General features: G+C 66.7%; 20 protein-coding genes and 1 tRNA gene. 10 read left to right on the top strand and 11 right to left on the bottom strand.

Annotated features, from left to right (window positions below; genetic code table 11):
• Positions 1-54: 54 nt before the first annotated feature.
• Positions 55-375, bottom strand: coding sequence for a hypothetical protein (locus A5707_RS20310; RefSeq protein WP_156658200.1), 321 nt, complete (start codon positions 373-375; stop codon positions 55-57).
• Positions 376-407: 32 nt separating this feature from the next.
• On the opposite strand from A5707_RS20310, the gene A5707_RS20305 reads away from it, so the two are divergent.
• Together A5707_RS20305 and A5707_RS20300 are read left to right on the top strand one after the other, a co-directional pair.
• Positions 408-2,216: an ATP-binding cassette domain-containing protein gene (locus tag A5707_RS20305; protein ID WP_082969590.1), complete on the top strand. Its 1,809-nt coding sequence runs from the start codon at positions 408-410 to the stop codon at positions 2,214-2,216.
• Positions 2,213-4,141 (top strand): acyl-CoA dehydrogenase, encoded by a 1,929-nt coding sequence (locus A5707_RS20300; protein ID WP_065016223.1) that lies wholly within the window; start codon positions 2,213-2,215, stop codon positions 4,139-4,141. The genes A5707_RS20305 and A5707_RS20300 overlap by 4 nt, the downstream gene beginning before the upstream one ends.
• A 22-nt stretch (positions 4,142-4,163) precedes the next feature.
• On the opposite strand, the gene A5707_RS20295 is transcribed toward A5707_RS20300, so the two are convergent.
• Positions 4,164-4,239, bottom strand: a tRNA-Asn gene (locus tag A5707_RS20295).
• 148 nt (positions 4,240-4,387) lie between these two features.
• Between A5707_RS20295 and A5707_RS20290 the strand changes: the two genes are divergently transcribed.
• The gene (locus A5707_RS20290; RefSeq protein ID WP_082969593.1) at positions 4,388-4,636 is read left to right on the top strand and encodes a hypothetical protein; all 249 of its coding nucleotides are present in this window, start codon (positions 4,388-4,390) and stop codon (positions 4,634-4,636) included.
• A 5-nt stretch (positions 4,637-4,641) separates the two neighbouring features.
• On the opposite strand, the gene dnaG is transcribed toward A5707_RS20290, so the two are convergent.
• A complete protein-coding gene (gene dnaG / locus A5707_RS20285; RefSeq protein WP_065016221.1) occupies positions 4,642-6,534 on the bottom strand; it encodes a DNA primase in 1,893 nt (630 codons plus the stop codon).
• 26 nt (positions 6,535-6,560) lie between these two features.
• A complete protein-coding gene (locus A5707_RS20280; protein ID WP_065016220.1) occupies positions 6,561-7,808 on the bottom strand; it encodes a deoxyguanosinetriphosphate triphosphohydrolase in 1,248 nt (415 codons plus the stop codon).
• A gap of 49 nt (positions 7,809-7,857) precedes the next feature.
• Between A5707_RS20280 and A5707_RS20275 the strand changes: the two genes are divergently transcribed.
• Positions 7,858-9,840 carry a TPM domain-containing protein gene (locus tag A5707_RS20275; protein ID WP_065016219.1) on the top strand — a complete coding sequence of 661 codons (1,983 nt, stop codon included), beginning with the start codon at positions 7,858-7,860 and terminating at the stop codon, positions 9,838-9,840.
• Positions 9,841-9,910: 70 nt separating this feature from the next.
• On the opposite strand, the gene A5707_RS20270 is transcribed toward A5707_RS20275, so the two are convergent.
• Entirely contained in the window at positions 9,911-10,798 is an 888-nt protein-coding gene (locus A5707_RS20270) for a hypothetical protein (RefSeq protein WP_065016218.1), read from the bottom strand.
• Between the two features lie 118 nt (positions 10,799-10,916).
• Complete coding sequence (locus tag A5707_RS20265) at positions 10,917-12,308, bottom strand: glycine--tRNA ligase (RefSeq protein WP_065016217.1); 1,392 nt, start codon at positions 12,306-12,308, stop codon at positions 10,917-10,919.
• 137 nt (positions 12,309-12,445) lie between these two features.
• Between A5707_RS20265 and A5707_RS20260 the strand changes: the two genes are divergently transcribed.
• Positions 12,446-12,829 carry an ArsR/SmtB family transcription factor gene (locus tag A5707_RS20260; protein ID WP_065016216.1) on the top strand — a complete coding sequence of 128 codons (384 nt, stop codon included), beginning with the start codon at positions 12,446-12,448 and terminating at the stop codon, positions 12,827-12,829.
• Positions 12,830-12,931: 102 nt separating this feature from the next.
• The gene (locus A5707_RS20255) at positions 12,932-13,324 is read left to right on the top strand and encodes a Fur family transcriptional regulator (RefSeq protein ID WP_065016215.1); all 393 of its coding nucleotides are present in this window, start codon (positions 12,932-12,934) and stop codon (positions 13,322-13,324) included.
• A 95-nt stretch (positions 13,325-13,419) separates the two neighbouring features.
• Here A5707_RS20255 and A5707_RS20250 read toward each other — a convergent pair whose 3' ends face one another.
• Genes A5707_RS20250 through recO form a run of 3 tightly spaced genes read right to left on the bottom strand, consistent with a single transcriptional unit; the run spans position 13,420 to position 15,516 of the window.
• Positions 13,420-13,836 carry a hypothetical protein gene (locus A5707_RS20250; protein WP_065016214.1) on the bottom strand — a complete coding sequence of 139 codons (417 nt, stop codon included), beginning with the start codon at positions 13,834-13,836 and terminating at the stop codon, positions 13,420-13,422.
• Entirely contained in the window at positions 13,836-14,726 is an 891-nt protein-coding gene (locus tag A5707_RS20245; RefSeq protein WP_419866455.1) for a decaprenyl diphosphate synthase, read from the bottom strand. Before A5707_RS20245 ends, A5707_RS20250 begins: the two co-directional genes overlap by 1 nt.
• Entirely contained in the window at positions 14,692-15,516 is an 825-nt protein-coding gene (recO, locus tag A5707_RS20240) for a DNA repair protein RecO (RefSeq protein ID WP_065016212.1), read from the bottom strand. The genes A5707_RS20245 and recO overlap by 35 nt, the downstream gene beginning before the upstream one ends.
• A gap of 63 nt (positions 15,517-15,579) precedes the next feature.
• Between recO and A5707_RS20235 the strand changes: the two genes are divergently transcribed.
• Complete coding sequence (locus A5707_RS20235) at positions 15,580-17,028, top strand: amidase (protein ID WP_065016211.1); 1,449 nt, start codon at positions 15,580-15,582, stop codon at positions 17,026-17,028.
• Position 17,029: 1 nt separating this feature from the next.
• On the opposite strand, the gene A5707_RS20230 is transcribed toward A5707_RS20235, so the two are convergent.
• Positions 17,030-18,190: an acyl-CoA dehydrogenase family protein gene (locus A5707_RS20230; RefSeq protein ID WP_065016210.1), complete on the bottom strand. Its 1,161-nt coding sequence runs from the start codon at positions 18,188-18,190 to the stop codon at positions 17,030-17,032.
• Between the two features lie 81 nt (positions 18,191-18,271).
• Here A5707_RS20230 and A5707_RS20225 point away from each other — a divergent pair, with 81 nt between their 5' ends.
• On the top strand, positions 18,272-18,856 hold the full coding sequence (locus tag A5707_RS20225) for a TetR/AcrR family transcriptional regulator (protein ID WP_065016209.1): 585 nt from the start codon (positions 18,272-18,274) through the stop codon (positions 18,854-18,856).
• Between the two features lie 14 nt (positions 18,857-18,870).
• Here A5707_RS20225 and A5707_RS20220 read toward each other — a convergent pair whose 3' ends face one another.
• The gene (locus A5707_RS20220; protein ID WP_065016208.1) at positions 18,871-19,515 is read right to left on the bottom strand and encodes a TetR/AcrR family transcriptional regulator; all 645 of its coding nucleotides are present in this window, start codon (positions 19,513-19,515) and stop codon (positions 18,871-18,873) included.
• 62 nt (positions 19,516-19,577) lie between these two features.
• Here A5707_RS20220 and A5707_RS20215 point away from each other — a divergent pair, with 62 nt between their 5' ends.
• Positions 19,578-20,636 (top strand): oxygenase MpaB family protein, encoded by a 1,059-nt coding sequence (locus A5707_RS20215; RefSeq protein WP_065016207.1) that lies wholly within the window; start codon positions 19,578-19,580, stop codon positions 20,634-20,636.
• 29 nt (positions 20,637-20,665) lie between these two features.
• Positions 20,666-21,115, top strand: coding sequence for an LGFP repeat-containing protein (locus A5707_RS20210; RefSeq protein ID WP_082969589.1), 450 nt, complete (start codon positions 20,666-20,668; stop codon positions 21,113-21,115).
• Positions 21,116-21,121: the final 6 nt, after the last annotated feature.

Here is a 21,121-nt window from a genome sequence, read left to right as displayed (position 1 = left end):
ACTGCTCGGCGGCCTTGACCATCAGCGACAGGTCCGACATCGCGAGCATCTCGATCATCGTGATCGCCGCGCCGACACCGTCGCCGCCGCCGCCGCCGCGGGGACCGAATCGCCCCGCACCGCCTTCTCAATTGCCCACTCAGCGATTCCGGCCGCCCGTGCCCGAGCCAGAGCCTGCGCCGCCGCCCGCTGAGTCGACGCCACCACCCGACCGGCAACCGGCCGGACCAACGCCGCCGTCGGAGGCACCGACCCGACGATTTCGGACGCCTCAGCCGACGCCGGAACCGCCGCCACCACCGCCCCCACCGCCGACCGACCAACCACCGCAGCCCCCGACACCGCCGCCGCCCCAACAAGAACCGGCCCCGACATCCCAGCACGGAGGGTCCGATCTGATCGGGCGGATGACTGGAGCGATGCAACGGCTGATCCCCCACCAGCCCGAACCACGCCCGCACGAGATGACGCCGACCAGCCCGCTGCCGCACGCCGACGTCACCCACAGTGCGGCTCCGCCAGAGAAGCCTGCGGCCCTGGGCACATTGGAGACAGAACAGTTGGGCCTCAATATCGACGGGCACGCGGTTCTTGTCGACGTGTCCTTCACCGCCCAGCCGGGCACGCTGACTGCGGTCATCGGACCGTCGAAGGCGGCCCGCTCGGCTCTATCTCACCTACTCGCCGGTGAGATGCGGCCCAGTCTGGGCGAAGTCACCATCGGCGGTCACGACGTGCACGACGAATTCGCTTCGCTGCGAACCAGTATCGGGCTGGTAGGTCCATATGACGTGGTGCATCCGCAACTAACCATCGAACAGGCGTTGGGTTACATCGCTGAGTTACGGCTGCCGCCAAGCACTTCCGCTGACGAACGCCGCCGGGCAGTCAACCACGTCATCGCCGAGTTGCAGTTGAACTCGCTGCGTACCATCCAAATCGGCAAGCTTTCCGACGAACAGCGTCAACGCGCATCGCTGGCATCCGAGCTGATCACCGCGCCGTCGCTGTTGGTCGTCGATGAACCTGTGGCGGGATCCGACCCGCAGACGATGGCGCTGCTGCGCCGACTCGCCGATGCCGGGCGGGTCGTGGTGGTGTCGACAGCCTCGCCGGACCACGTCGATGTGTGCGACCAGGTGTTGCTGCTCGCGCCGCAAGGAACCCCGGCGTTCGTCGGGCCGCCCGCCGAGATCGACGACGCGTTGCGCAGCGCCAACTGGGAGGAGACTCTCGAGCGGGCTGGCGCAGTCCAGCACCGGCTTTCCCCGCCGAGCCCACAAGCTCGGCAGACCGCCGTGGAACCACTGGCTCCGCCCGAACACCTCGGGCTGTGGCGCCAAATCGCGGTCGCGGTCCGTCGGCAGGCCTGGCTGTTAATCGGCGATCAGCGCTACTTCATCTTCTTGACGATCCTGCCGGTGTTGTTCGGCGCCCTGACGCTGGTCGTGCCCGGCCACGCCGGCCTGGGGCAAGCCGACCCGTACGGAAACGGTCCCGACGAAGCCCTCGAAATATTGATTGTGCTGAATCTGGGCGCTGTCTTCATGGGCACCGCGTTGGCGGTCCGCGATCTGTTCGGCGAGCGCCGCATCTTCCGGCGCGAGCAATCCGGCGGGTTGTCGACGCCTGCTTATCTGACGGCCAAACTCACGGTCTACAGCCTGGCCGCCCTGGTTCAGACCGGCATCATCACCACCGTTGCCGTCGCCGGTAAAGGCGCACCGACCAAGGGTGCGGTTCTGCTGGGCAGTCCGGTGTTGGAGCTGTATCTCACGCTGGCGGTCACTGCCGTCGTCTCCGCGACCGTCGCACTGGCGCTGTCGTCGCTGGCGAAGTACCGCGAGCAACTGCTGCTGATGGCCGTCTTGGTGATCCTGCTTTCATTTCTGTTCTCCGGCGCGGCATTTCCGCTGGCGGGCCGTTTCGGTTTGGAACAGGTGTCTTGGCTGCTGCCATCGAGGTGGGGTTATGCGGCATCGGCGTCCACCGTCGACCTGCCTGCCGTCAATCTGCTGGCGACCAGCGACGAATCGTGGACACACTCGGCGGGTTGGTGGCTGTTCGACATGGCGATGCTGATCGCCCTCGGGGCGGTGTGCGCCGCGTTTCTGTACTGGCGGTTGCGGCGCCGCGCTGAACCCGGCACCGCGGTGAGCGAAACGGCTGACACTGGGCTGCCGGATGCGGGCGCGGCGCGTTACGGTCAGGTATGACCACGACTGCCGAACACCTGCGCAACGCCCTCGACGGGCGGTGGCGCGATGTGAAGAACCAGATGCGGGACAGGCTGACCGATGAGGTCTTCCGCCCGCACCACACCCCCAACACCGTGATCGCCCGCACCAAAGTGGTGGAACAGATGACGATCATGGCGGCGGCTGGCGCGGCAGACGACGGTTTCCGCAAAGAGCACGGCGGCACCGGCAACGTCGGCGCGGCGATCACGATGATCGAGATGCTCGCGATGTCGGACCTGTCGCTGATGGTCAAGGCCGGCGTCCAGTGGGGCCTGTTCGGCGGTGCCGTGGAAAACCTGGGCACCGAACGCCACCACGAGGCCTACGTCAAGAAGATCATCAACCTCGAGCTGCGGGGTTGCTTTGCGATGACCGAGACCGGGCACGGCAGCGACGTGCAGTCGCTGGAGACGACCGCGACGTACGACCCGGACACCGAAGAGTTCGTCATCGACTCAGCCACTCCGACTGCCCGCAAGGACTACATCGGTGGTGCCGCCGAAACCGCCACTATCGCAGCAGTATTCGCGCAGTTGATCACCACCGAGGACGGCAAGCCGGTCAATCATGGCGTGCACTGTTTTCTGGTGCCGATCCGCGACGCCGACGGCAACGACCTGCCCGGCGTGACGACGTCGGACAACCACTACAAGGGCGGGCTGCCCGGCGTCGACAACGGCCGCATCGTGTTCGACCAGGTTCGCGTTCCACGGAACAACCTGTTGAACAAATACGGCGACGTGGCGGCTGACGGCACCTACACCTCGCCGATCGACAACCCCGGCCGCCGATTCTTCACGATGATCGGGACGCTGATCCGCGGCCGGGTGTGCGTGGGCGGCAGCGCGGGCAACGCAGCGCGGCTGGCGTTGGACATCGCCACCCGGTATGCGTTGCAGCGCAGGCAATTCAGTGCGCCCGACGAAGACAACGAAGTGGTGATCATGGACTATCTGGTGCATCAGCGCCGGCTGTTCCCGCTGATCGCCAAGTCCTACGCATTGCAGTTCGCGCAGAACGAACTGGTGTCCAAGTGCCACGATCTGCAGACCGCCGACGAACCGGACGCCGAGGAGCAGCGTGAGCTGGAATCGCGGGCGGCCGGACTCAAGGCGGCCAACACCTGGCATGCCAGCCGCGCCATCCAGGAGGCCCGCGAAGCGTGCGGCGGAGCGGGCTACATGGCCGAGAACCGGCTGATCGCGCTGCGCGCCGACACCGACGTCTTCACCACGTTCGAGGGTGACAACCATGTGTTGACCCAGTTGGTGGCCAAGGAACTGCTGACCGCCTACGCCGACGACATCCGCAGCATGAACCCCGTCGAATGGGTCCGCTTCGCGGCGAATGCCGTCGGCGAGCGGGTGATGAAACGGACTGCGGCGGAGACGATTATGCAAAGAATCGTCGACGCCCGCCAAGACAACGAAGAAGAGGGCAGCCTATTCAACCGCGGCACCCAGGTCACCATGTTCGAAGACCGCGAGGAGTACCTGCTCTCCTCGGTGGCGCGCCGACTGCAGTCCAAGTCCAACGAGATGTCGGAGTTCGACGCGTTCAACGCCGTGCAGGACCACGTGCTGCACGCGGCGACCGCGCACATCGACCGGGTGGTGCTGGAGGCATTCGTCGCCGGGATCGACTCGTGTGAGGACGAGCAGGCTCGCGAGATCCTCGAGTTGGTGTGCGACCTCTACGCGCTGTCAGTGATCGAGGATGACAAGGCCTGGTACATCGAGCACCGGTATCTGTCCACCGAGCGGGCCAAAGCGGTCACTGCCGGGATCAACGAGCGATGCCGGCAGTTGCGGCCACACGCCGAAACGTTGGTCGACGGGTTCGGGATTCCCGAGGAATTGCGCTACGCCGAGATGCTGCACCCGGAGAACCTGCCGGAATAACAGGCAGGGTCTGCCGACGAGGTGGCTCCCCCGGAAGGACTCGAACCTTCAACCGTTCGGTTAACAGCCGAATGCTCTGCCAGTTGAGCTACAGGGGACTGCCCGGTCCACGCGGATGCAACCGCGTGACGAGGGATGACTCTAGCCTACGGGCCTACGGCGGCGCCAAGTCACCGCCGCCGCCCGCCGCCGCCTGACGATGTGAGGCAGGATGTAACCACGCACCGTTGTTTGGAGGGGACCGCATTGATCCGGTATGTCGTCGTGCTGGGACTGGGTTACATCTTGGGCGCGAAGGCGGGCCGCCGCCGCTATGAACAGATCGTCGGCACCTATCGCGCGATGACCAGCAGTCCTACCGCCAAATCGCTGATCGAAGCGGGGCGACGCAAGGTCGCCAATCGAGTCTCGCCCGACGCGCGGATGGTGACGTTGACCGAGATCGAGGATGGAACCAGCGTCGTCGAACCGCAAAAGCGGAACGCCGCCAGATAGCAGGGTCAGGCTGTCAGGTCGTCGCCGCTGGCCTGCTCCAGCAGGCTGCGTCGATAGGCCTCCATCGCGACGAGGTCACCGAACAGCGCGTGATACTCGTCGCCTTGCTCCACCGGTGACATGCGCTGCAGCTTCGACTTGACCTCGGCAATTTGGCGGCCCACCCAGACTTCCTGCAGCCGGGCCAGCACCCCGGCGATGTAGCGCGGCAACCTCTCGTCGTCGTCGACCCGGATGCCCTCGACACCCAGTTCGCTGATCAGTCCTGCCGCTGCCGGCGACGGAGCCCGTTGGCGCACCGCGTCGAGCCACTGGCCTCCGCTGATGCCGGCGTTGGTGCCGCCAGCCGCCTCGATTGCGGCGCGTACAGCGGCATAACCGGGATGGGTGAAGCTGTCCACAGTCAGCGCGTCGAACACCGGTCCCGACAATGCCGGATATTGCAGCGCCGACTTGAGCGCCTCGCGTTGCGGCCACAGCGTCGGATCCCGCGGATCGGGACGCACCGCGGCGGCCCCGGACGTCTTCTCGGCCGGCGCCACGGCGCTCCGCTGCGGCCGGCCCCGGCCTTTGGCTTGATCACGCACCCGGCCGACGACTTGGGCGACGTCTGACCAACCAACCCAGCCGGCAAGTTGGCGCGCATACTCGTCGCGCAGCGTGGGGTCCTTGATCTGGGCGACCATCGGCACGCAGCGACGCAGCGCGGCCACCCGGCCCTCGGCGCTGTCCAGGTCGGTCTCAGCCAGTGCGCTGCGAATCGCGAACTCGAACAACGGGGTTCGCCGCGCCACCAGGTCCCGCAGCGCGCCGTCACCGGAGGCCAGCCGCAGATCGCAGGGATCCATGCCGTCAGCAGCCACCGCGACGAACGACTGTCCGGCCAGATGCTGTTCGCCGCCGAACGCCTTGAGAGCAGCGTTTCGGCCCGCTTCGTCACCGTCGAACACGTAGATCAGTTCGCCGCGAAAGAAGTTGTCGTCCATCATCAATCGCCGCAACATCGCCAAGTGCTCGTCGCCGAAGGCGGTGCCGCAGGAGGCGACTGCCGTGGTCACTCCGGCCTGGTGCATCGCCATCACATCGGTGTAGCCCTCGACCACGACGGCTTGATGCCCTTTGGCGATGTCCCGCTTGGCCAGGTCGATACCGAACAACACCGACGACTTCTTGTACAGCAGCGTCTCGGGAGTGTTGACGTACTTGGCTTCCATCGGGTCGTCGTCGAACAGCCGCCGAGCGCCGAATCCGATCACCTCACCGGCCGACGAGCGGATCGGCCACAGCAGGCGACGGTGGAACCGGTCGATCGGACCGCGCCTGCCCTCCCTGGACAGACCGGCGGCCTCCAGCTCCTTGAATTCGAAGCCCTTGCGCAGCAAGTGTTTTGTCAGCGAATCCCATCCCGACGGGGCGAAGCCGCAGCCGAAATGACGGGCCGTGTCGGCGTCGAAACTGCGCTCGGTCAGATATTGGCGAGCCGGCGCGGCCTCGGCGGATTCCAATGCTTCTGCATAGAACTGCTGGGCGGCCGCAGTGGCGGCCACCAGCCTGCTGCGGCTGCCGCGGTCGCGTTGCACACTGGTGGCTGCGCCGCTGTAAGTGATCGTGTAGCCGATCCGGTCGGCGAGCACTTCGACGGCCTCGACGAAGTTGACGTGCTCGATCTTCTGGACGAACGCGTACACGTCGCCGCCTTCGCCGCAACCGAAGCAGTGGAAGTGGCCGTGGTTGGGCCGCACGTGAAACGACGGTGACTTCTCGTCGTGGAACGGGCACAAGCCCTTCATCGAATCGGCGCCGGCGCGGCGGAGTTGGACGTAGTCGCCGACGACCTCGTCGATGCGGACTCGTTCGCGGATGGCGGCGATATCGCGATCGGAGATACGGCCGGCCATCGGCTCAGTGTAGAGCCCACCGGCGACTAACTTGCCTCGATGCGTTCCAATCGGCCCTCGGTGTAGGAGGCGATCTGGTCGACGATGACGCGCAGCCGGGCGCCGTCGTCGGCGGCGGTGTTGAACGCCGGGACGAAGATCGGGTCGAGGGTCCGCGGGGCGCCGGCCAACAGCCACTGCGCCACCCGGTGAATGCGTTCGCGCTGCCGGGCTTGGACTTCCCGGTGCCGCGGATCGGACATGATGAACTGCAGCGCCAGGATCTTCAGCACCGCGACCTCCCCGCGGACCAAGTCGGGCACCTGCAGGTTCACCGCGTATCGCACCAAGGGCCCAGGCCCGGCAGCCGCGCGGGTGGCCGCGATCGCTGCCGAGGCGAACCGGCCCACCAGCTCGCTGGTCAGCCGCTTGAGCGCCACCGACGCCGCCAGCGTGGCGTCGTACTTGCCGACCGCGGCGACCACCGGCAGCCCGGAGAGGCGTTTGGCGGCGCCGACCAGGTCGTCGGCGCGCACCTGGGTGAACTCCGTCTCCCCCAGTTTGGCCAGCGCGGCGGCCTCGTCGTCGTCGGCCAGCACTCGTAGGTCGATGCGCCCGGAGACGACACCGTCCTCGACGTCATGCACCGAATATGCGACGTCGTCGGCCCAGTCCATCACCTGCGCTTCCAGACAGGCCCGGTCCGGCGGCGCGCCCTGACGCACCCAGGCGGCAGCGTCGGCGTCGGCGTGATAAAAGCCGAACTTGCGCCGGTTGGCAGCACGCGGCCAGGGATATTTGGTGACCGCGTCCAGCGCCGCCCGGGTCAAATTCAGTCCGGAGCTCAGCCCCTGTGGGTCAAGGACTTTGGGCTCCAGGCTGGTGAGGATGCGGAAGTTCTGCGCGTTACCCTCGAAGCCGCCGTAGTCTGCGGCGACCTCGTCGAGGGCCTGCTCCCCGTTATGGCCATACGGCGGGTGCCCGATGTCGTGAGCCAACCCGGCCATGTCGACCAGGTCGGGATCACAGCCCAACCCGATCGCCATCCCCCGCCCGATCTGGGCGACCTCCAGCGAGTGAGTCAGCCGGGTGCGGGGAGTGTCGCTTTCCCGGGGCCCGACGACCTGGGTCTTGTCGGCCAGGCGGCGCAGCGCGGCGCTGTGCAGCACCCGGGCTCGGTCGCGGGCGAAATCGGTGCGGTGCTGGCCCTCGCTGCCCGGTAAGCCCGCCGTCTTGGGCGCTTCGGGCACCAACCGCTCACGATCGTGCTCGTCGTAGGGATCCTGCTGGGTCATCGCCGCTCAGTCTGCCAGTACGTTCCGTCGGCGGATTACATTGGCGACCATGCGCACCGTTCGTCTGCTCGGCCTGGTTTTGGCGGCCTTGAGTGCCGCACTGCTGCTGGCGCCGGGCGCGGGCGCGCAACCACCGTTCCGGCTGCCCGACTACGTCGTCGACAACGCCGGAGCGTTGAGCGGGTCGGGCCACGGCGCGGTCGAGTCGGCGGTCGACAAGCTCTACACCGATCGCAAGATGCGGCTGTGGGTGGTCTACGTCGACAGCTTCTCCGGCCAGGGCGCCATGAGCTGGGCGCAGAGCACCTGGCGAGCCAGCGACTTGAGCTCCGGCGACGCGTTGCTCGCGGTGGCCACCGTCGACCGCTCCTACGCGTTTCTGGTGCCGTCGACGGTGAAGAGCATCGGTTCGAAGCAGGTCGACGACCTGCGGCACAACCAGATCGAACCGGCGCTGCGTCGCGGCGACTGGGGCGGTGCGGCAGTCGCGGCCGCCAACGGCCTCAACCGGGGACCAGGTGCGACAAACTGGGCGCCGCTGGCGATCGCGCTGGGCGTCATTGCGGCGGCGGTGCTGGGCTTGTGGTTGATCATGGGTTACCGGCGGCGGCGCCGGCGGGCGGCCGAGGTGGCCGCGGCGCGACGGGTCGACCCCACCGATTCGGAGGCGCTGGCCGCCGTGCCACTGCACGCCCTCGACGACCTGTCGCGGTCGAAGGTGGTCGACGTCGACAACGCGTTGCGCACTAGCACCAATGAGCTGGCACTGGCGATCGACGAGTTCGGTCAACAGCGCACGGAACCGTTCCGCCGTGCGGTCGAGAACGCCAAAGATACTCTGGCGCAAGCGTTTAACGTGCGTCAGCAGCTCGACGACGCCATCCCCGAGACGCCGGCGCAGCGACGCGAGCTGCTCACCAGTGTGGTCGTGTCGGCCGCACGGGCCGACCGTGAGCTCGAAGCGCAGCGGGAGGCCTTCGAGCAGCTGCGGGACCTGGTCATCAATGCGCCATCTCGGGTGGACGGATTGACCCAACAGTTCGTCGAGCTCACCGCGCGGCTTGAGCCGTGCGAGCAGCGGCTGGCCGCGCTGCGCGACGAATTCGACGCCGCAGCGCTGACTTCGGTGTCCGGCAACTGTGAAACGGCCAAGGAGCGGCTGGCTTTCGCCGAACAGAACATCGGCCATGCCCGCGATCTGGCGGCCCGGCCGGTCAGCGGGCAGCTCAGTGGTTTGGTGGACGCCGTGCGCGCCGCCGAGTCGGCCCTGGGCCAGGCCCGTGCGCTGCTCGACGCCGTCGACAGTGCCGCCGGCGACATCCGCCACGCCGCCGCCACGCTGCCGGAGCTGATCGCCGACATTCGGGCGGGTATCGAGCAGGCCAACGTGCTGCTGGGCAAGGGGCTGGGCGAGCACACCCGCGAACTGGCCGCCGCGCGTGATGCCGCTGCCAAGGCCGTCGACGCCGCGCGGGCCGGCGGCTCGGCCGATCCGCTCGGGGCGTTCACCCGCTTGACCAAGGCCGACGCGGATCTCGACCGGCTGCTGGCCGTCCTCGCCGAAGAGCAGGCCACCGCCGAGCGGCTCAACCGGACGCTGGAGCAGGCGTTGTTCACCGCGCAGTCGCGGGTGCGGGCGGTGTCCGACTACATCGACACCCGTCGCGGCAGCATCGGCCCGGAGGCGCGCACCAGGCTCGCGGAGGCGAGGCGGCAACTGCAAGCCGCCCTCGACCAGCGGGCGACGAACGTCGGCGAGGCGATTTCGTATGCCAACGGCGCGGCGACGCTGGCCGCGCAGGCGCAGGCGCTGGCCAACGCAGATCTCGAGTCCGCGCAGCGTGCTTACGCCGCGCGGTACGGCGGCGGCAATCAGATGGGCGCGATGCTCGGCGGGATCATCATCGGAGACATGCTCGGCGGTGGGATGCGTGGCGGCTTCGGCGGGGGCTGGGGCGGCGGCGGTGGCTGGGGCCCAACGTCCTTCGGCGGCTCCGACGGCGGCTTCTTCGGCGGCGGCGGCCGCTTTTAGGTCCCGTTTGGGGCGCGAGCGTGCGTGTCCCCGGTCGACACGCCGAGGTGATTTCCGGATTTGCGCACGCTCACGCAGCACGCGAGGCGGCCAGCTCGATGTCGATTCGACGCACCATGTCCCAGGAGCGACGCCGCACGTCGTCGGCGACAATCGAAAGCACCGTCCAACCGACCTCGCGCAGCGCGGCCCGCTTTTGCCGGTCACGGCGGAGGTCGTCGGGGCCGCTGTGCCAGTCGTACCCGTCGTACTCGACGGCAACCAGGCGGTCGGGCCAGGCGAAGTCGACGCGCCATGTCTGCCAGTTTCGGTCGACGATCTCATACTGAAGCGCAGGCGCCGGCAGTCCGCCGTCGAGCATCGCCAGTCGGGCCTCGCTCTCCATCGGCGATTCCGATTCCGCTGCGGCCAAAGGAATTAACTCCCGAACATGGACAATTCCACGCCGACCGGCCTGACGGGCAGCCGCCGCTCGAAGCTGACGCCGACTGCATGTCTCGCTGCGTAGCGCGGCGTCCAGCGTTGCCAATGCGCGGGGCCGACGGAGGCCGCGCGCGACTTCGACTGCCGTCCAAGCTGGTTCGGTGGCCGGCCTGCCATCGACGATGCCTAGTGGCGCGCCGTCGCGGCGGTGCACGATCAGGCCGTCGGAGTTGCGCAACTGATGCCCGGCCGGGTTCAGCACGTGCAGGTCGTCTTCGTTCTCTGTGTCGAAACCATAAGCGGCGGCCGCGGTTCCCAGACAGATCGCAACGGGCTCACCGGCGCGCAAGTCCAGGCCCCGCAGTCGCAACAGGATGTCGGGTTCTGTGCGAGCGTAGACGCCCGTCCACACCGAAACCAGTTCCCCGCGCGCAACACCGGTTTCGAATCCGGCGCGGCCAAGCCGCTCGATGAGCTGACCGCTGGTCGCGACGCCGCCTTGCTCGGCCAGGAGGGTATCCAGATCGTTGACCATCGGCGGATTGTTCCGCCGCCGCGGCGGCGACGGTAGTCACGCCTGTGGATAGCGAGCGTGCGCGGATCCGGCGACACTCCGTATTTGAATCTGGGACACGCACGCTCGCGCCGGAAAGTTAGCAGCCCCGCAGGCGCGCTCCGAGGTAGTCGGCCACCCCGTCGAGCGCCACCCGGTCCTGAGTCATCGCATCGCGCTCGCGAATGGTGACGGCGTGATCCTCAAGGGAATCGAAATCCACTGTCACGCAAAACGGCGTCCCGATCTCATCCTGACGCCGATAGCGTCGCCCGATCGCGCCGGCGTCGTCGAAATCGACGTTCCAGCACTTGCGCAATTCGGCCGCCAGATCACGCGCCTTGGGGCTGAGGTCGGCATGTCGCGACAGCGGCAACACCGCAGCTTTGACCGGAGCCAACCGCGGATCCAGCCGTAGCACCGTACGTTTGTCCATGCCGCCCTTGGCATTTGGCGCCTCGTCTTCGTGGTAGGCGTCGATCAAAAATGCCATGAACGATCGGGTCAGACCGGCCGCCGGCTCGATTACGTAAGGCACATAACGGCTGTCAGTGGCTTGGTCATAGAACGACAGGTCGACACCGGAATGCTTTGCGTGCGTGGATAAGTCGAAGTCGGTGCGGTTGGCCACGCCTTCCAGTTCACCCCACGGGTTGCCTTGAAAGCCGAACTTGTACTCGATGTCGACGGTGCGATCGGAATAGTGCGACAGCTTGTCTGCGGGATGTTCGAACAGCCGCAGATTCTCCGCGTCGATACCCAAATCGACGTACCAGGACAGCCGTTCGTCGATCCAGTACTGGTGCCACTCGCGCGCCGTGGCCGGCTCCACGAAGAACTCCATCTCCATCTGCTCGAACTCGCGGGTCCGGAAGATGAAGTTGCCGGGGGTGATCTCGTTGCGAAAGCTCTTGCCGATCTGCCCGATACCGAACGGCGGCTTGCGACGCGCGGTAGTCACCACGTTGGCGAAGTTGACGAAGATGCCCTGCGCGGTCTCCGGCCGCAGGTAGTGCAGCCCCTCCTCGGTTTCGATCGGCCCCAGGTAGGTCTTGAGCATCATGTTGAACTCGCGCGGCTCGGTCCACCGACCGGGTTCGCCGGTCTCCGGGTCGCGGATATCGGCCAGGCCGTTGGGGGGCGGATGACCGTGCTTGGCCTCATAGGCCTCGATGAGGTGGTCGGCGCGGTAGCGCTTGTGCGTGATCAGCGATTCGACTAGCGGGTCGTGGAACACCTCGACATGCCCGGAAGCAACCCACACCTCACGCGGCAGGATGATCGACGAATCCAAGCCGACGACGTCGTCGCGGCCGGTGACCACCGAGCGCCACCACTGCCGTTTGATGTTCTCCTTGAGTTCCACCCCCAGCGGTCCGTAGTCCCAGGCCGATTTGGTGCCGCCATAGATCTCCCCGGCGGGGTAGACCAGGCCGCGTCGTTTGGCCAGGTTGACGACAGTGTCGATGACAGACGCCACGAGGTGCTGCACTCCTGTTCGATGGGGGCGATGGGCACCGTCATCGTAGCGACCGATCCCGGGCATCTTTGACATGCATCAGTGCGCATGTGACAGTGGAAGCAACCGAAAACGGTTCCCACTAGCTTCCCAACAGCGCAGGTGATGGCATGTCCCCCTCGACGTCAATGGCCGCCCCCGACGGCGACGAGCTGGTCGGCGACCACGACCACAGCGGATCGGCGACGTTCCCCGCGCCACCGTCGCGGGAGATTCTGGACGCCGCCGGTGAGCTGCTGCGGGCGCTGGCCGCGCCGGTACGCATCGCCATCGTCTTGCAGTTACGCGAATCCCAGCGTTGCGTGCATGAGCTGGTCGACGCGCTGGGCGTGCCGCAGCCGCTGGTCAGCCAGCATCTGAAAATCCTCAAGGCCGCCGGCGTGGTCACCGGGGAACGGTCGGGCCGCGAAGTGCTCTACCGGCTGGCCGATCACCACCTGGCACACATCGTCATCGACGCCGTCGCCCATGCCGGTGAGGACCGACGCCTATGACCCGCGCCGACGACGATGCAGAGCGAAGCGATGAGGAGGAGCGGCGCCTATGACCCGCGCCGGCGACGATGCAGAGCGAAGCGATGAGGAGGAGCGGCGCCTATGACCAGAGCGAGTGTGCGCTCCACCCGGCAACGGGCAGCGATCTCCACGCTGTTGGACACCCTCGACGAGTTCCGCTCGGCCCAAGAGCTGCACGACGAGCTGCGCCGGCGCGGCGAGAACATCGGCCTGACCACCGTCTACCGGACGCTGCAGTCGATGTCGGCGGCCGGATTGCTCGACACCTTGCGTACCGACACCGGGGAATCGGTGTACCGGCGCTGCTCGGAGCACCATCACCACCACCTGGTGTGCCGCAGCTGTGGATCCACCGTCGAAATCGCCGGCCACGACGTTGAAACGTGGGCCGCTCAGGTTGCTGCCGAACACGGGTACTCCGACGTCAGCCACACCATCGAGATCTTCGGCACCTGCGCCGAATGTCGAAGGTAAGCGCCCGCCATGAGCGCGAGCGTGCGTGGATCCGGCGACACGCTCGGCGTGTCGACCGGGGACACGCACGCTCGCCGAGAACGGACGGCCAGACGCTAAGTGGTTAGCGCGCTGCGGATCTCGGCCCCTTTGTCCAGCACCATCAAAATCAACGTACGAAGCGCATCGTCGGTCAGACCGGCGCCGGGAAAGTTGTAGCGCAACATCACGTCGGCGGTTTTTCCAGAGTTGCGCTTGGCGGTAACGTCTCTGACTTTCTCCACCAATGCCACCGAGCCCAACAGTGTGCTATCCGCTTGTGCGGCTACTCGATCGCGAACCTGCTTGTTGAGCACCAGATCCCACGCCAGAACCTGGGTAAGCGATACCAGGTCGAGATCCTCGACGATGGTCACCACTCGCAGCGACGCGAATGTCCCGCCGTGCCGCACCGTCAGTGCGCCGTCGGCTTCCTCTTCGACGGGCAACACCGCGCCGAGTACCGACACCAGTCGCTCCTGCAACGACGACATCAGGCCGTCCCGAAGCGTCGATGCCGGGAGGCATATTCTTCGCAAGCAGCCCACAGGTCACGGCGGTCGTAGTCAGGCCACAGCTTGTCCTGAAAGATGTACTCGGCGTAGGCGGCCTGCCACAACATGAAGTTGCTGGACCGCTTTTCACCGGAGGTGCGCAGCAGCAAGTCCACGTCGGGGATATCGGGTCGCTGCAGATGGCTGGCGATAGTCGCCTCGTTGACCCGCTCCGGGTTCAGCTTGCCGGCGGCTGCCTTACACGCGATATTCCTTGCCGCTTCGGCGATTTCGGTTCGGCCGCCATAGTTGACGCAATAGTTCACGGTGATGACGTCGTTGTCCCAGGTCATCTCTTCGGCGATCGCCAATTCCTTGATGACGCTGCGCCACAGCCGAGGCCGCGACCCGACCCACCGGATCCGCACCCCCATCTCCTTGAGGTTCTCCCGCCGGCGTCGCACCACCTCGCGGTTGAATCCCATCAAGAAGCGGACCTCCTCGGCAGAGCGCTTCCAGTTCTCCGTGGAAAAGGCATACAAGCTGAGCCACTTGATACCGATCTCGATTGCGCCACAAGCGATGTCGATCACCACCGCCTCACCCATCTTGTGGCCCTCGGTGCGGGGCAGCCCGCGTTGGGTGGCCCATCGGCCGTTGCCGTCCATCACGATGGCCACATGATCGGGCAATTGGCTGGCCGGAATCCGTGGCGGCGCCGCCTTCGACGGGTGTTGCGGTGGCCGGCACGGTCCACCGTCGGGCGACGGCGGCAACTTCGGGAAGACGACAGGCCAGGTGGACGTATCGGGAAACGTCGGGTAGTCGTCGGGCGCCGGAGGTAGCTGCGGGAAGTCAGCCGGCTTCTGGTTCCGCACCATGGGCAACATCCTGCCCGACCACCGCGATGCGGCGCCCGGCGAGGCTCGAATCGACACGGTCCACCCGCTGCATCCGCTCCACCAGCGGCAACGTCCGCAGTTGCCGCTCGAGATGCCATTGCAGGTGCGCGGCCACCAATCCGCTGACATGGCTGCGATGAGATTGCGGTGCGGCCTGCGCGGCCTCCCAATCGCCGTCGTGCAACGCGGACATCAGCTCCAGCACACCCAGCGGCGGTGTGGTGGAACCCGCTGGGCGGCAGTACCCGCAAACGCTGCCGCCGGCAGCGATGTGAAACGCCCGATGCGGGCCGGGTGTGGCGCAGCGGGCACACTCGGTCAGCGCCGGCGCCCACCCGGCGATGCTCATCGCACGCAGCAGATAGGCATCCAGCACCAATTCGCGGGGACGCCGCCCGTCGGCCACCGCCCGCAGCGCACCGACGGTCAGCCGGTGCAGTGCCGGGGCCGGCGCCCGTTCTTCACCCGCAAGGCGTTCGGCGGTTTCCAGCATGGCGCACGCACAGGTGTAGCGGCCGTAGTCGCTGACGATGTCGGTGGCAAACGCGTCCAGCGACACCACCTGGGTGACGATGTCCAGGTTGCGACCGGGGTGCAGTTGCACATCGATGTGGGCGAATGGCTCTAGCCGCGCGCCGAACTTGCTGCGGGTGCGCCGCACACCCTTGGCCACCGCGCGGACCAATCCGTGGTCGCGGGTGAGCAGGGTGACGATTCGGTCGGCTTCGCCGAGCTTGTGCTGGCGCAGCACCACCGCCCGATCCCGGTACAGCCGCATCACACCAGTCTGTCATCGCGCCGCGACATCGCCTTGCCCACGCGCCGATAATGTCTAATACCGATGAGTAGCACTTCCGGCGCCCGCTTTCCGACCCTGACCGAGCAGCTCTACCAGCTGGCCAACAATGAGGTGAGCTCCGACGAGCTGGTCCGCCGCGCACTGCACGCTATCGATCTCAGCCAATCGACGCTGAACGCGTTCCGTGTGGTTCTCACCGAGTCCGCGTTGGCCGACGCCGCCGAGGCCGATCGGCGCCGCGCCGCCGGCGAACAAGCGCCGCTGCTGGGTGTCCCGATCGCGGTCAAGGACGACGTCGACATCGCTGGCGTGCCCACCGCGTTCGGCACGTCGGGGGGCGATGTCCGGCCGGCCACCGGCGACGCCGAGGTGGTACGACGGCTCAAGGCGGCCGGCGCGGTGATCGTCGGCAAGACCAACACCTGCGAGCTCGGTCAATGGCCGTTCACCAGCGGACCCGGCTTCGGGCATACCCGCAACCCGTGGTCGCGCAAGCACACGCCGGGCGGATCATCGGGCGGCAGTGCCGCAGCGGTGGCCGCGGGCCTGGTCGCCGGGGCGATCGGTTCCGACGGCGCCGGCAGCGTGCGCATTCCCGCCGCGTGGACCCACCTGGTGGGCATCAAGCCGCAGCGCGGCCGCATCTCGACCTGGCCGCTGCCGGAGGCGTTCAACGGCATCACGGTCAACGGCGTGCTGGCCCGCACGGTCGAGGATGCGGCACTGCTGTTAGACGCCGTGTCCGGCAGCGCCGACGGTGACCTGCACAAGCCGCCGTCACTGACGGTGTCCGACCACGTGGGCACAGCGCCCGGCCCGCTGCGGATTGCGATGTCAACGCGGTTTCCCTACACCGGTTTTCCGGCCCGGCTGCACCCGGAGATCAAGGACGCCGTCGAATCGGTGGCCGAGCAGCTGCGGCTGCTCGGCCACAGCGTGGTGGCCGGCAACCCCGACTACGGGCTGCGGTTGTCGTGGAACTTCCTGGCCCGCTCCACCTCGGGGCTGCTCGACTGGGCCGAACGACTCGGCGCCGGCGTCGATCTGGACCGGCGCACGCTGTCCAACATGCGGATGGGCCGGCTGCTGTCGCAGTCGGTACTGCGCGCGGCCCGCGCACACGAAGCCGCCGACCAGCGCCGGGTCGGCTCGATCTTTCGGATTGTGGACGTGGTGCTGGCGCCGACGACTGCCCAGCCGCCCCCACCTGTGCACGCGTTCGACCGGCTGAGTGGCCTCGGCACCGACCGCGTGATGATCGCGGCGTGCCCGGTGACCTGGCCGTGGAATGTCTTGGGCTGGCCGTCGATCAACATTCCTGCCGGATTCACCTCCGAGGGCCTACCGATCGGCGTTCAGTTGATGGGACCGGCCCACAGTGAGCCGTTGTTGGTGTCGCTGGCAGCGGAATTGGAGGCGGTCGGCGGCTGGGCCGCCAAACAGCCTGACGTTTGGTGGAACACCGGCACCGGGATGCAGCCGGCGCAGTAGTTCACATTGCGCGGCTGATGATCTCTTTCATGATTTCGCTTGTGCCGCCGTAGATTCGGTTGACCCGGGAGCCGGTGTACATTTGCGCGATCGGGTACTCCATCATGTAGCCGTAGCCGCCGAAGATCTGTAGGCAGCGGTCCACGATCTTGTCGCTGGCTTCGGCGGCGAACAGCTTGGCCATCGACGCGGTCGCGGCGTCGTTCTTGCCGTCGATGTACTGCTGGATCGCGGTGTCGACCGTCGCCTTGATCGCGAACGCCTCGGCCTTGCACTCGGCCAGGGTGAACGCAGTGTGTTGAAACGCGCCGATCGGGCGGCCGAACGCCTCGCGGTCTTTCGAATAGCGCACCGCCTCGAGGATCGCGGCCTCTGCCACCGCTGAGCACATCGCCGCGATGATCAGCCGCTCCCGCGCGAGCTGTTCCATCAGCTGGTAGAAGCCCAGCCCCTCTTGCTCGCCGAGGCGGTTGCTGACCGGCACCCGCATGTCGGAGAAGAACAGCTCTCGGGTGTCCTGGCCGTGCTGACCCATTTTCTCCAGCACCCGGCCGCGTTCAAAACCGGCGAGGTCCTTGGTTTCGGCCACGATCAACGACACACCCGCGGCGCCCTGCGCGGGGTCGGTCTTGGCGACGATGACCAGAAGATCGCAGTGAGTTCCGTTGGAAATGAATGTCTTCGATCCGTTTATGACGTAGTCGTCGCCGTCGCGGATCGCGGTCGTGCGCACCGCCTGCAGATCCGACCCGGTCCCCGGTTCAGTCATGGCGATCGCCAGCACCAACTCGCCGCTGATGATGCCCGGAAGCCAGCGCTTACGCTGCTCGTCGCTGCCGTAGACATCGATATAGTGCGCCACAATCGGCGCGTGCACCGCGAATCCAAATCCGCTGTCGTGGGCGTAGACCAGTTCCTCCTGAACAACGGCATGCATGCCGAAGTCGCCGCCCAAACCGCCGTGTTCCTCGGGCAGTTCGAAGCCGAGCAGTCCGGCCTGGCCGGCCTTTGTCCAGAATTCACGGTCGACCGCGTGCTGCTTGGCCCATCGCTCCTGGTTGGGTGACGCCTCCTTGCGGAAAAACTCCGCCGCATGCTTGCGCAACTCGCGGTGGGCATCGGTCTCCCAGGACGGGCGGTAATCGGGAAACAACTGCGACATGACCAGCGACGACCTCCGAGAATAGACGATACAGTTGTATCGTAGACCAGTCAGGCGTACAGCTGCGAAGGAAGTGGTGGGATGGCCAGCCCGCGCGCATCCGACGACCTGACCGCCAAGGCGCGGATCCGCAACGCGGCGCTCGAGCTGTACGCCCAACATGGCGAAGAACGGGTTTCCTTGCGCGCCATAGCCTCCGAAGCCCAGGTGACGCTCGGGCTGGTCCAGCATCACTTCAAGACCAAGTCCGGGCTGCGCGAGGCGGTCGACAAGTTCGTCGCGGATTACTTCGCGCAGGCCATCGCGGCGGCGCCATCAGATGGCACACCGGCCGACATCGCCGCTGCACGCGACGAGGCGGTGCGGCAGATGCTCGAGGACAACCCTGCCGTCGTGAACTACGTGCGACGTGCGGTCCTGGAACCGTCTGCGCAGCGGCTGCACTTACTGGAGGTGCTGGTCGACTTGACTCGCAGCGAGGTCGGCATGCTGCGAGCCGCGGGGTTAGCGTCCACGAAGCGTCGCGAGTCGATTCAAATCGTCGGTGTGCTGGTGCGGCAGATGGGCGAGCTGTTGTTGCAGCCGTTGGTCGACGCGGTCTGGGACCGGGTTGCCCGCCCGAGCGACGGGTCCAAGCCGCGGCTGTCGGTCAAGGTCGAGGAGTAGTTCCCGACGGCGGGTCAGGCGTGGCGGATAGCCCGGTATGCCGCGCGGCCGACCAACTCCCCGAGTTCGTCTGGGCTGTAGGTGTTGTCGGGTGCGAGCAGGCTGCGCACGCCGGCTTCGCCCATCGAGACGAACAACTCCACGAGAACAGGTAGCTTGCGCGCCGCATCCTGGGTTTCCCAACGGTGCAAATCTGGCTGGATCAGTTCGGCGAACTGCTCGGCCACCCGTCGGCGCCCCCGCGCGAACAACTCCGCCACATCGGGTCCGGGGTTGCACCAGAACAACGTCCGCCAACTGTCGGGCTGGTCGGCGACCGTGCGGAGCAGCGCCTGCATACCACCCACGAACGCCTGCTGCGCGCTGTCGCGGCGACGGCCGGGCGTGGGATAGGCGGCCAACACGCCAGTGAGCAGCTTTTGCTCCTCGCGGGCCAGCAGCGCCTTGATCAGTTCGATGCGGTCCGCAAAACACGCATACACGACGGGGCGAGTCACACCGAGCCGTTCCGCGACAGCGCCGATAGTCACCGCCGGAATGCCACCATGCAGCGCGATCGCCTTCGCGGCGTCCAGCACCTGCGGGCGTCGCCGTTCCGGGCCGAGATGGGCCGCCCGCGGCCGATGAACGGCAGCATGCGAGACGGTTGCTTCACCCATGAAGGAAAATGCTACGCTGCTGTAGGAATTGCCGCCAACGTGACACGCGGAAGGACACTGTCATGCGCCAGCGCACTGTTGTTGAGCCCGCCGAGGACTACGGCTTCTTCGGTCCCGAGTCGGTCACGTGGAAAGTCTGGAGTTATCCGACGTCACTGACCGTCGGCTTCATTCGCGCCGTCGTGATCGAGGAGCTCGACCCGGCTCTGGTTGCCTCCGTCGACCACACCCACGACATCTACAACCGGCCGCGCACCCGCTATGACCGCACGCTGCGCTATTTCGCGATGGTGGCATTCAGCGATGCCCGCTCCACGTCCCAGGCTGCCGACGTGCTGGTTAAGGTCCACTCCAAGGCGATCGGCACCGAGCCCTACAGCGGGCAGCGCTACGACGCCAACGATCCGCATTCACAGCTGTGGATCCATCTGACTGCGTGGCACTCCATCCTGTACGCATACGAGAAATACGGTCCCGGCAAGCTCTCGGCCGAAGACGAAGCCCGCTACTGGGCGGACTGCGCCGTCGCCGCCGAGCTGCAGACCTGTGATCCGGCCGACGTGCCGCGAAGCCGGGAGGGCATCCAGGCCTACTTCGAGCGGATGCGCCCGCAACTGTCCGGCTCGCCGATCGCCCGTCAGGCGATGAAGCACCTGATCAACGGCGCGGCGCTGATTTCCCCGCTGCCGCGCTACCTTGCCCCGCTCACGTGGATCATCAACCGCACCCTGCAAGCCGGCGTGATGGCCACCATGCCGCAGTGGATGCGCACCATGGGCGGAATGCGGCAGTCACGGCTCAGCGATATCGCCGTCGTCCCGATTCTGCGGATCGCCTTCGCGGCACTGAATGCCAGCCCGCCGGCGATTCGCCTCCAGGTGCTACGCCTCCTGTCCCCTGCGACGGTACCGGTCGTCGCCCCTGTGCTGCTCGGAGTGCCCCCGCAAACCCCGGTCGTGCTCACACCGACAGAAGCCCGCGAGCGCTACGGCTACGATCGGCCGGCCGAGGCGCACCTGGAGTGGCGCGCCAAGCAACACAAGCGCGTGTTCACCGACGGCGCGGCACCCAGCGATCAAGGGCTGATCGAATCCCAGCCGATTCTCGGATCGATCAGTTGATGTCGCCTCGCTGTAAACCTTTGACCCGCATGACGATTACAGCTATTGCCGCGGCACTGGCTGTCGGCTGCTCGGGCACCGACCCCGCCAGCCTCGGGTCGTCAACTGCAGCGTCGACCAGCCGAATTGCCACTCCCAGCGGGCAATTCGTCGTGCAAGGCGTAATCCTGCATAAATACAACGAAACCGGCGGGCCGACCGGACCACTCGGAGCACCGATCTCCAACGAGCAGTCGGGACCCAACGGTGGTCAATACAGCAAGTTCCAAACCGGGGTGATCTATTGGTCGCCGCGTACCGGGGCCCATGTCCTGTCCGGCGACGTCCGATTGGCGTGGCTCAACCACGGCGGCGCCGAAGGCCCGCTCGGTTACCCGACCAGCGACCAGCACACCGTTCCCGGCGGTTGGCAAGCGGAATTCGAACACGGCACCATCACCGTCACCGACGGCCAGCCCCACATCAAGATTTACCAGTAGCACTGG

Source organism: Mycobacterium kyorinense (assembly GCF_001672775.1).
In the GTDB taxonomy this organism is placed as follows: Bacteria; Actinomycetota; Actinomycetes; order Mycobacteriales; family Mycobacteriaceae; genus Mycobacterium; species Mycobacterium kyorinense_A.
The sequence above is the reverse complement of the archived record's forward strand: the minus strand, read 5'-3'. Positions and strand labels throughout refer to the sequence as shown.

Excerpts from the sequence above, each read along its gene's own strand:
- A5707_RS20310 (WP_156658200.1), bottom strand. The coding sequence starts at position 375 with ATGTCGGGGCCGGTTCTTGTTGGGGCGGCGGCGGTGTCGGGGGCTGCG.
- A5707_RS20305 (WP_082969590.1), top strand. The coding sequence starts at position 408 with ATGACTGGAGCGATGCAACGGCTGATCCCCCACCAGCCCGAACCACGC.
- A5707_RS20300 (WP_065016223.1), top strand. The coding sequence starts at position 2,213 with ATGACCACGACTGCCGAACACCTGCGCAACGCCCTCGACGGGCGGTGG.
- dnaG (WP_065016221.1), bottom strand. The coding sequence starts at position 6,534 with ATGGCCGGCCGTATCTCCGATCGCGATATCGCCGCCATCCGCGAACGA.
- A5707_RS20280 (WP_065016220.1), bottom strand. The coding sequence starts at position 7,808 with ATGACCCAGCAGGATCCCTACGACGAGCACGATCGTGAGCGGTTGGTG.
- A5707_RS20275 (WP_065016219.1), top strand. The coding sequence starts at position 7,858 with ATGCGCACCGTTCGTCTGCTCGGCCTGGTTTTGGCGGCCTTGAGTGCC.
- A5707_RS20270 (WP_065016218.1), bottom strand. The coding sequence starts at position 10,798 with ATGGTCAACGATCTGGATACCCTCCTGGCCGAGCAAGGCGGCGTCGCG.
- A5707_RS20260 (WP_065016216.1), top strand. The coding sequence starts at position 12,446 with ATGTCCCCCTCGACGTCAATGGCCGCCCCCGACGGCGACGAGCTGGTC.
- A5707_RS20255 (WP_065016215.1), top strand. The coding sequence starts at position 12,932 with ATGACCAGAGCGAGTGTGCGCTCCACCCGGCAACGGGCAGCGATCTCC.
- A5707_RS20250 (WP_065016214.1), bottom strand. The coding sequence starts at position 13,836 with ATGTCGTCGTTGCAGGAGCGACTGGTGTCGGTACTCGGCGCGGTGTTG.
- A5707_RS20245 (WP_419866455.1), bottom strand. The coding sequence starts at position 14,726 with ATGTTGCCCATGGTGCGGAACCAGAAGCCGGCTGACTTCCCGCAGCTA.
- recO (WP_065016212.1), bottom strand. The coding sequence starts at position 15,516 with ATGCGGCTGTACCGGGATCGGGCGGTGGTGCTGCGCCAGCACAAGCTC.
- A5707_RS20235 (WP_065016211.1), top strand. The coding sequence starts at position 15,580 with ATGAGTAGCACTTCCGGCGCCCGCTTTCCGACCCTGACCGAGCAGCTC.
- A5707_RS20230 (WP_065016210.1), bottom strand. The coding sequence starts at position 18,190 with ATGTCGCAGTTGTTTCCCGATTACCGCCCGTCCTGGGAGACCGATGCC.
- A5707_RS20225 (WP_065016209.1), top strand. The coding sequence starts at position 18,272 with ATGGCCAGCCCGCGCGCATCCGACGACCTGACCGCCAAGGCGCGGATC.
- A5707_RS20220 (WP_065016208.1), bottom strand. The coding sequence starts at position 19,515 with ATGGGTGAAGCAACCGTCTCGCATGCTGCCGTTCATCGGCCGCGGGCG.
- A5707_RS20215 (WP_065016207.1), top strand. The coding sequence starts at position 19,578 with ATGCGCCAGCGCACTGTTGTTGAGCCCGCCGAGGACTACGGCTTCTTC.
- A5707_RS20210 (WP_082969589.1), top strand. The coding sequence starts at position 20,666 with ATGACGATTACAGCTATTGCCGCGGCACTGGCTGTCGGCTGCTCGGGC.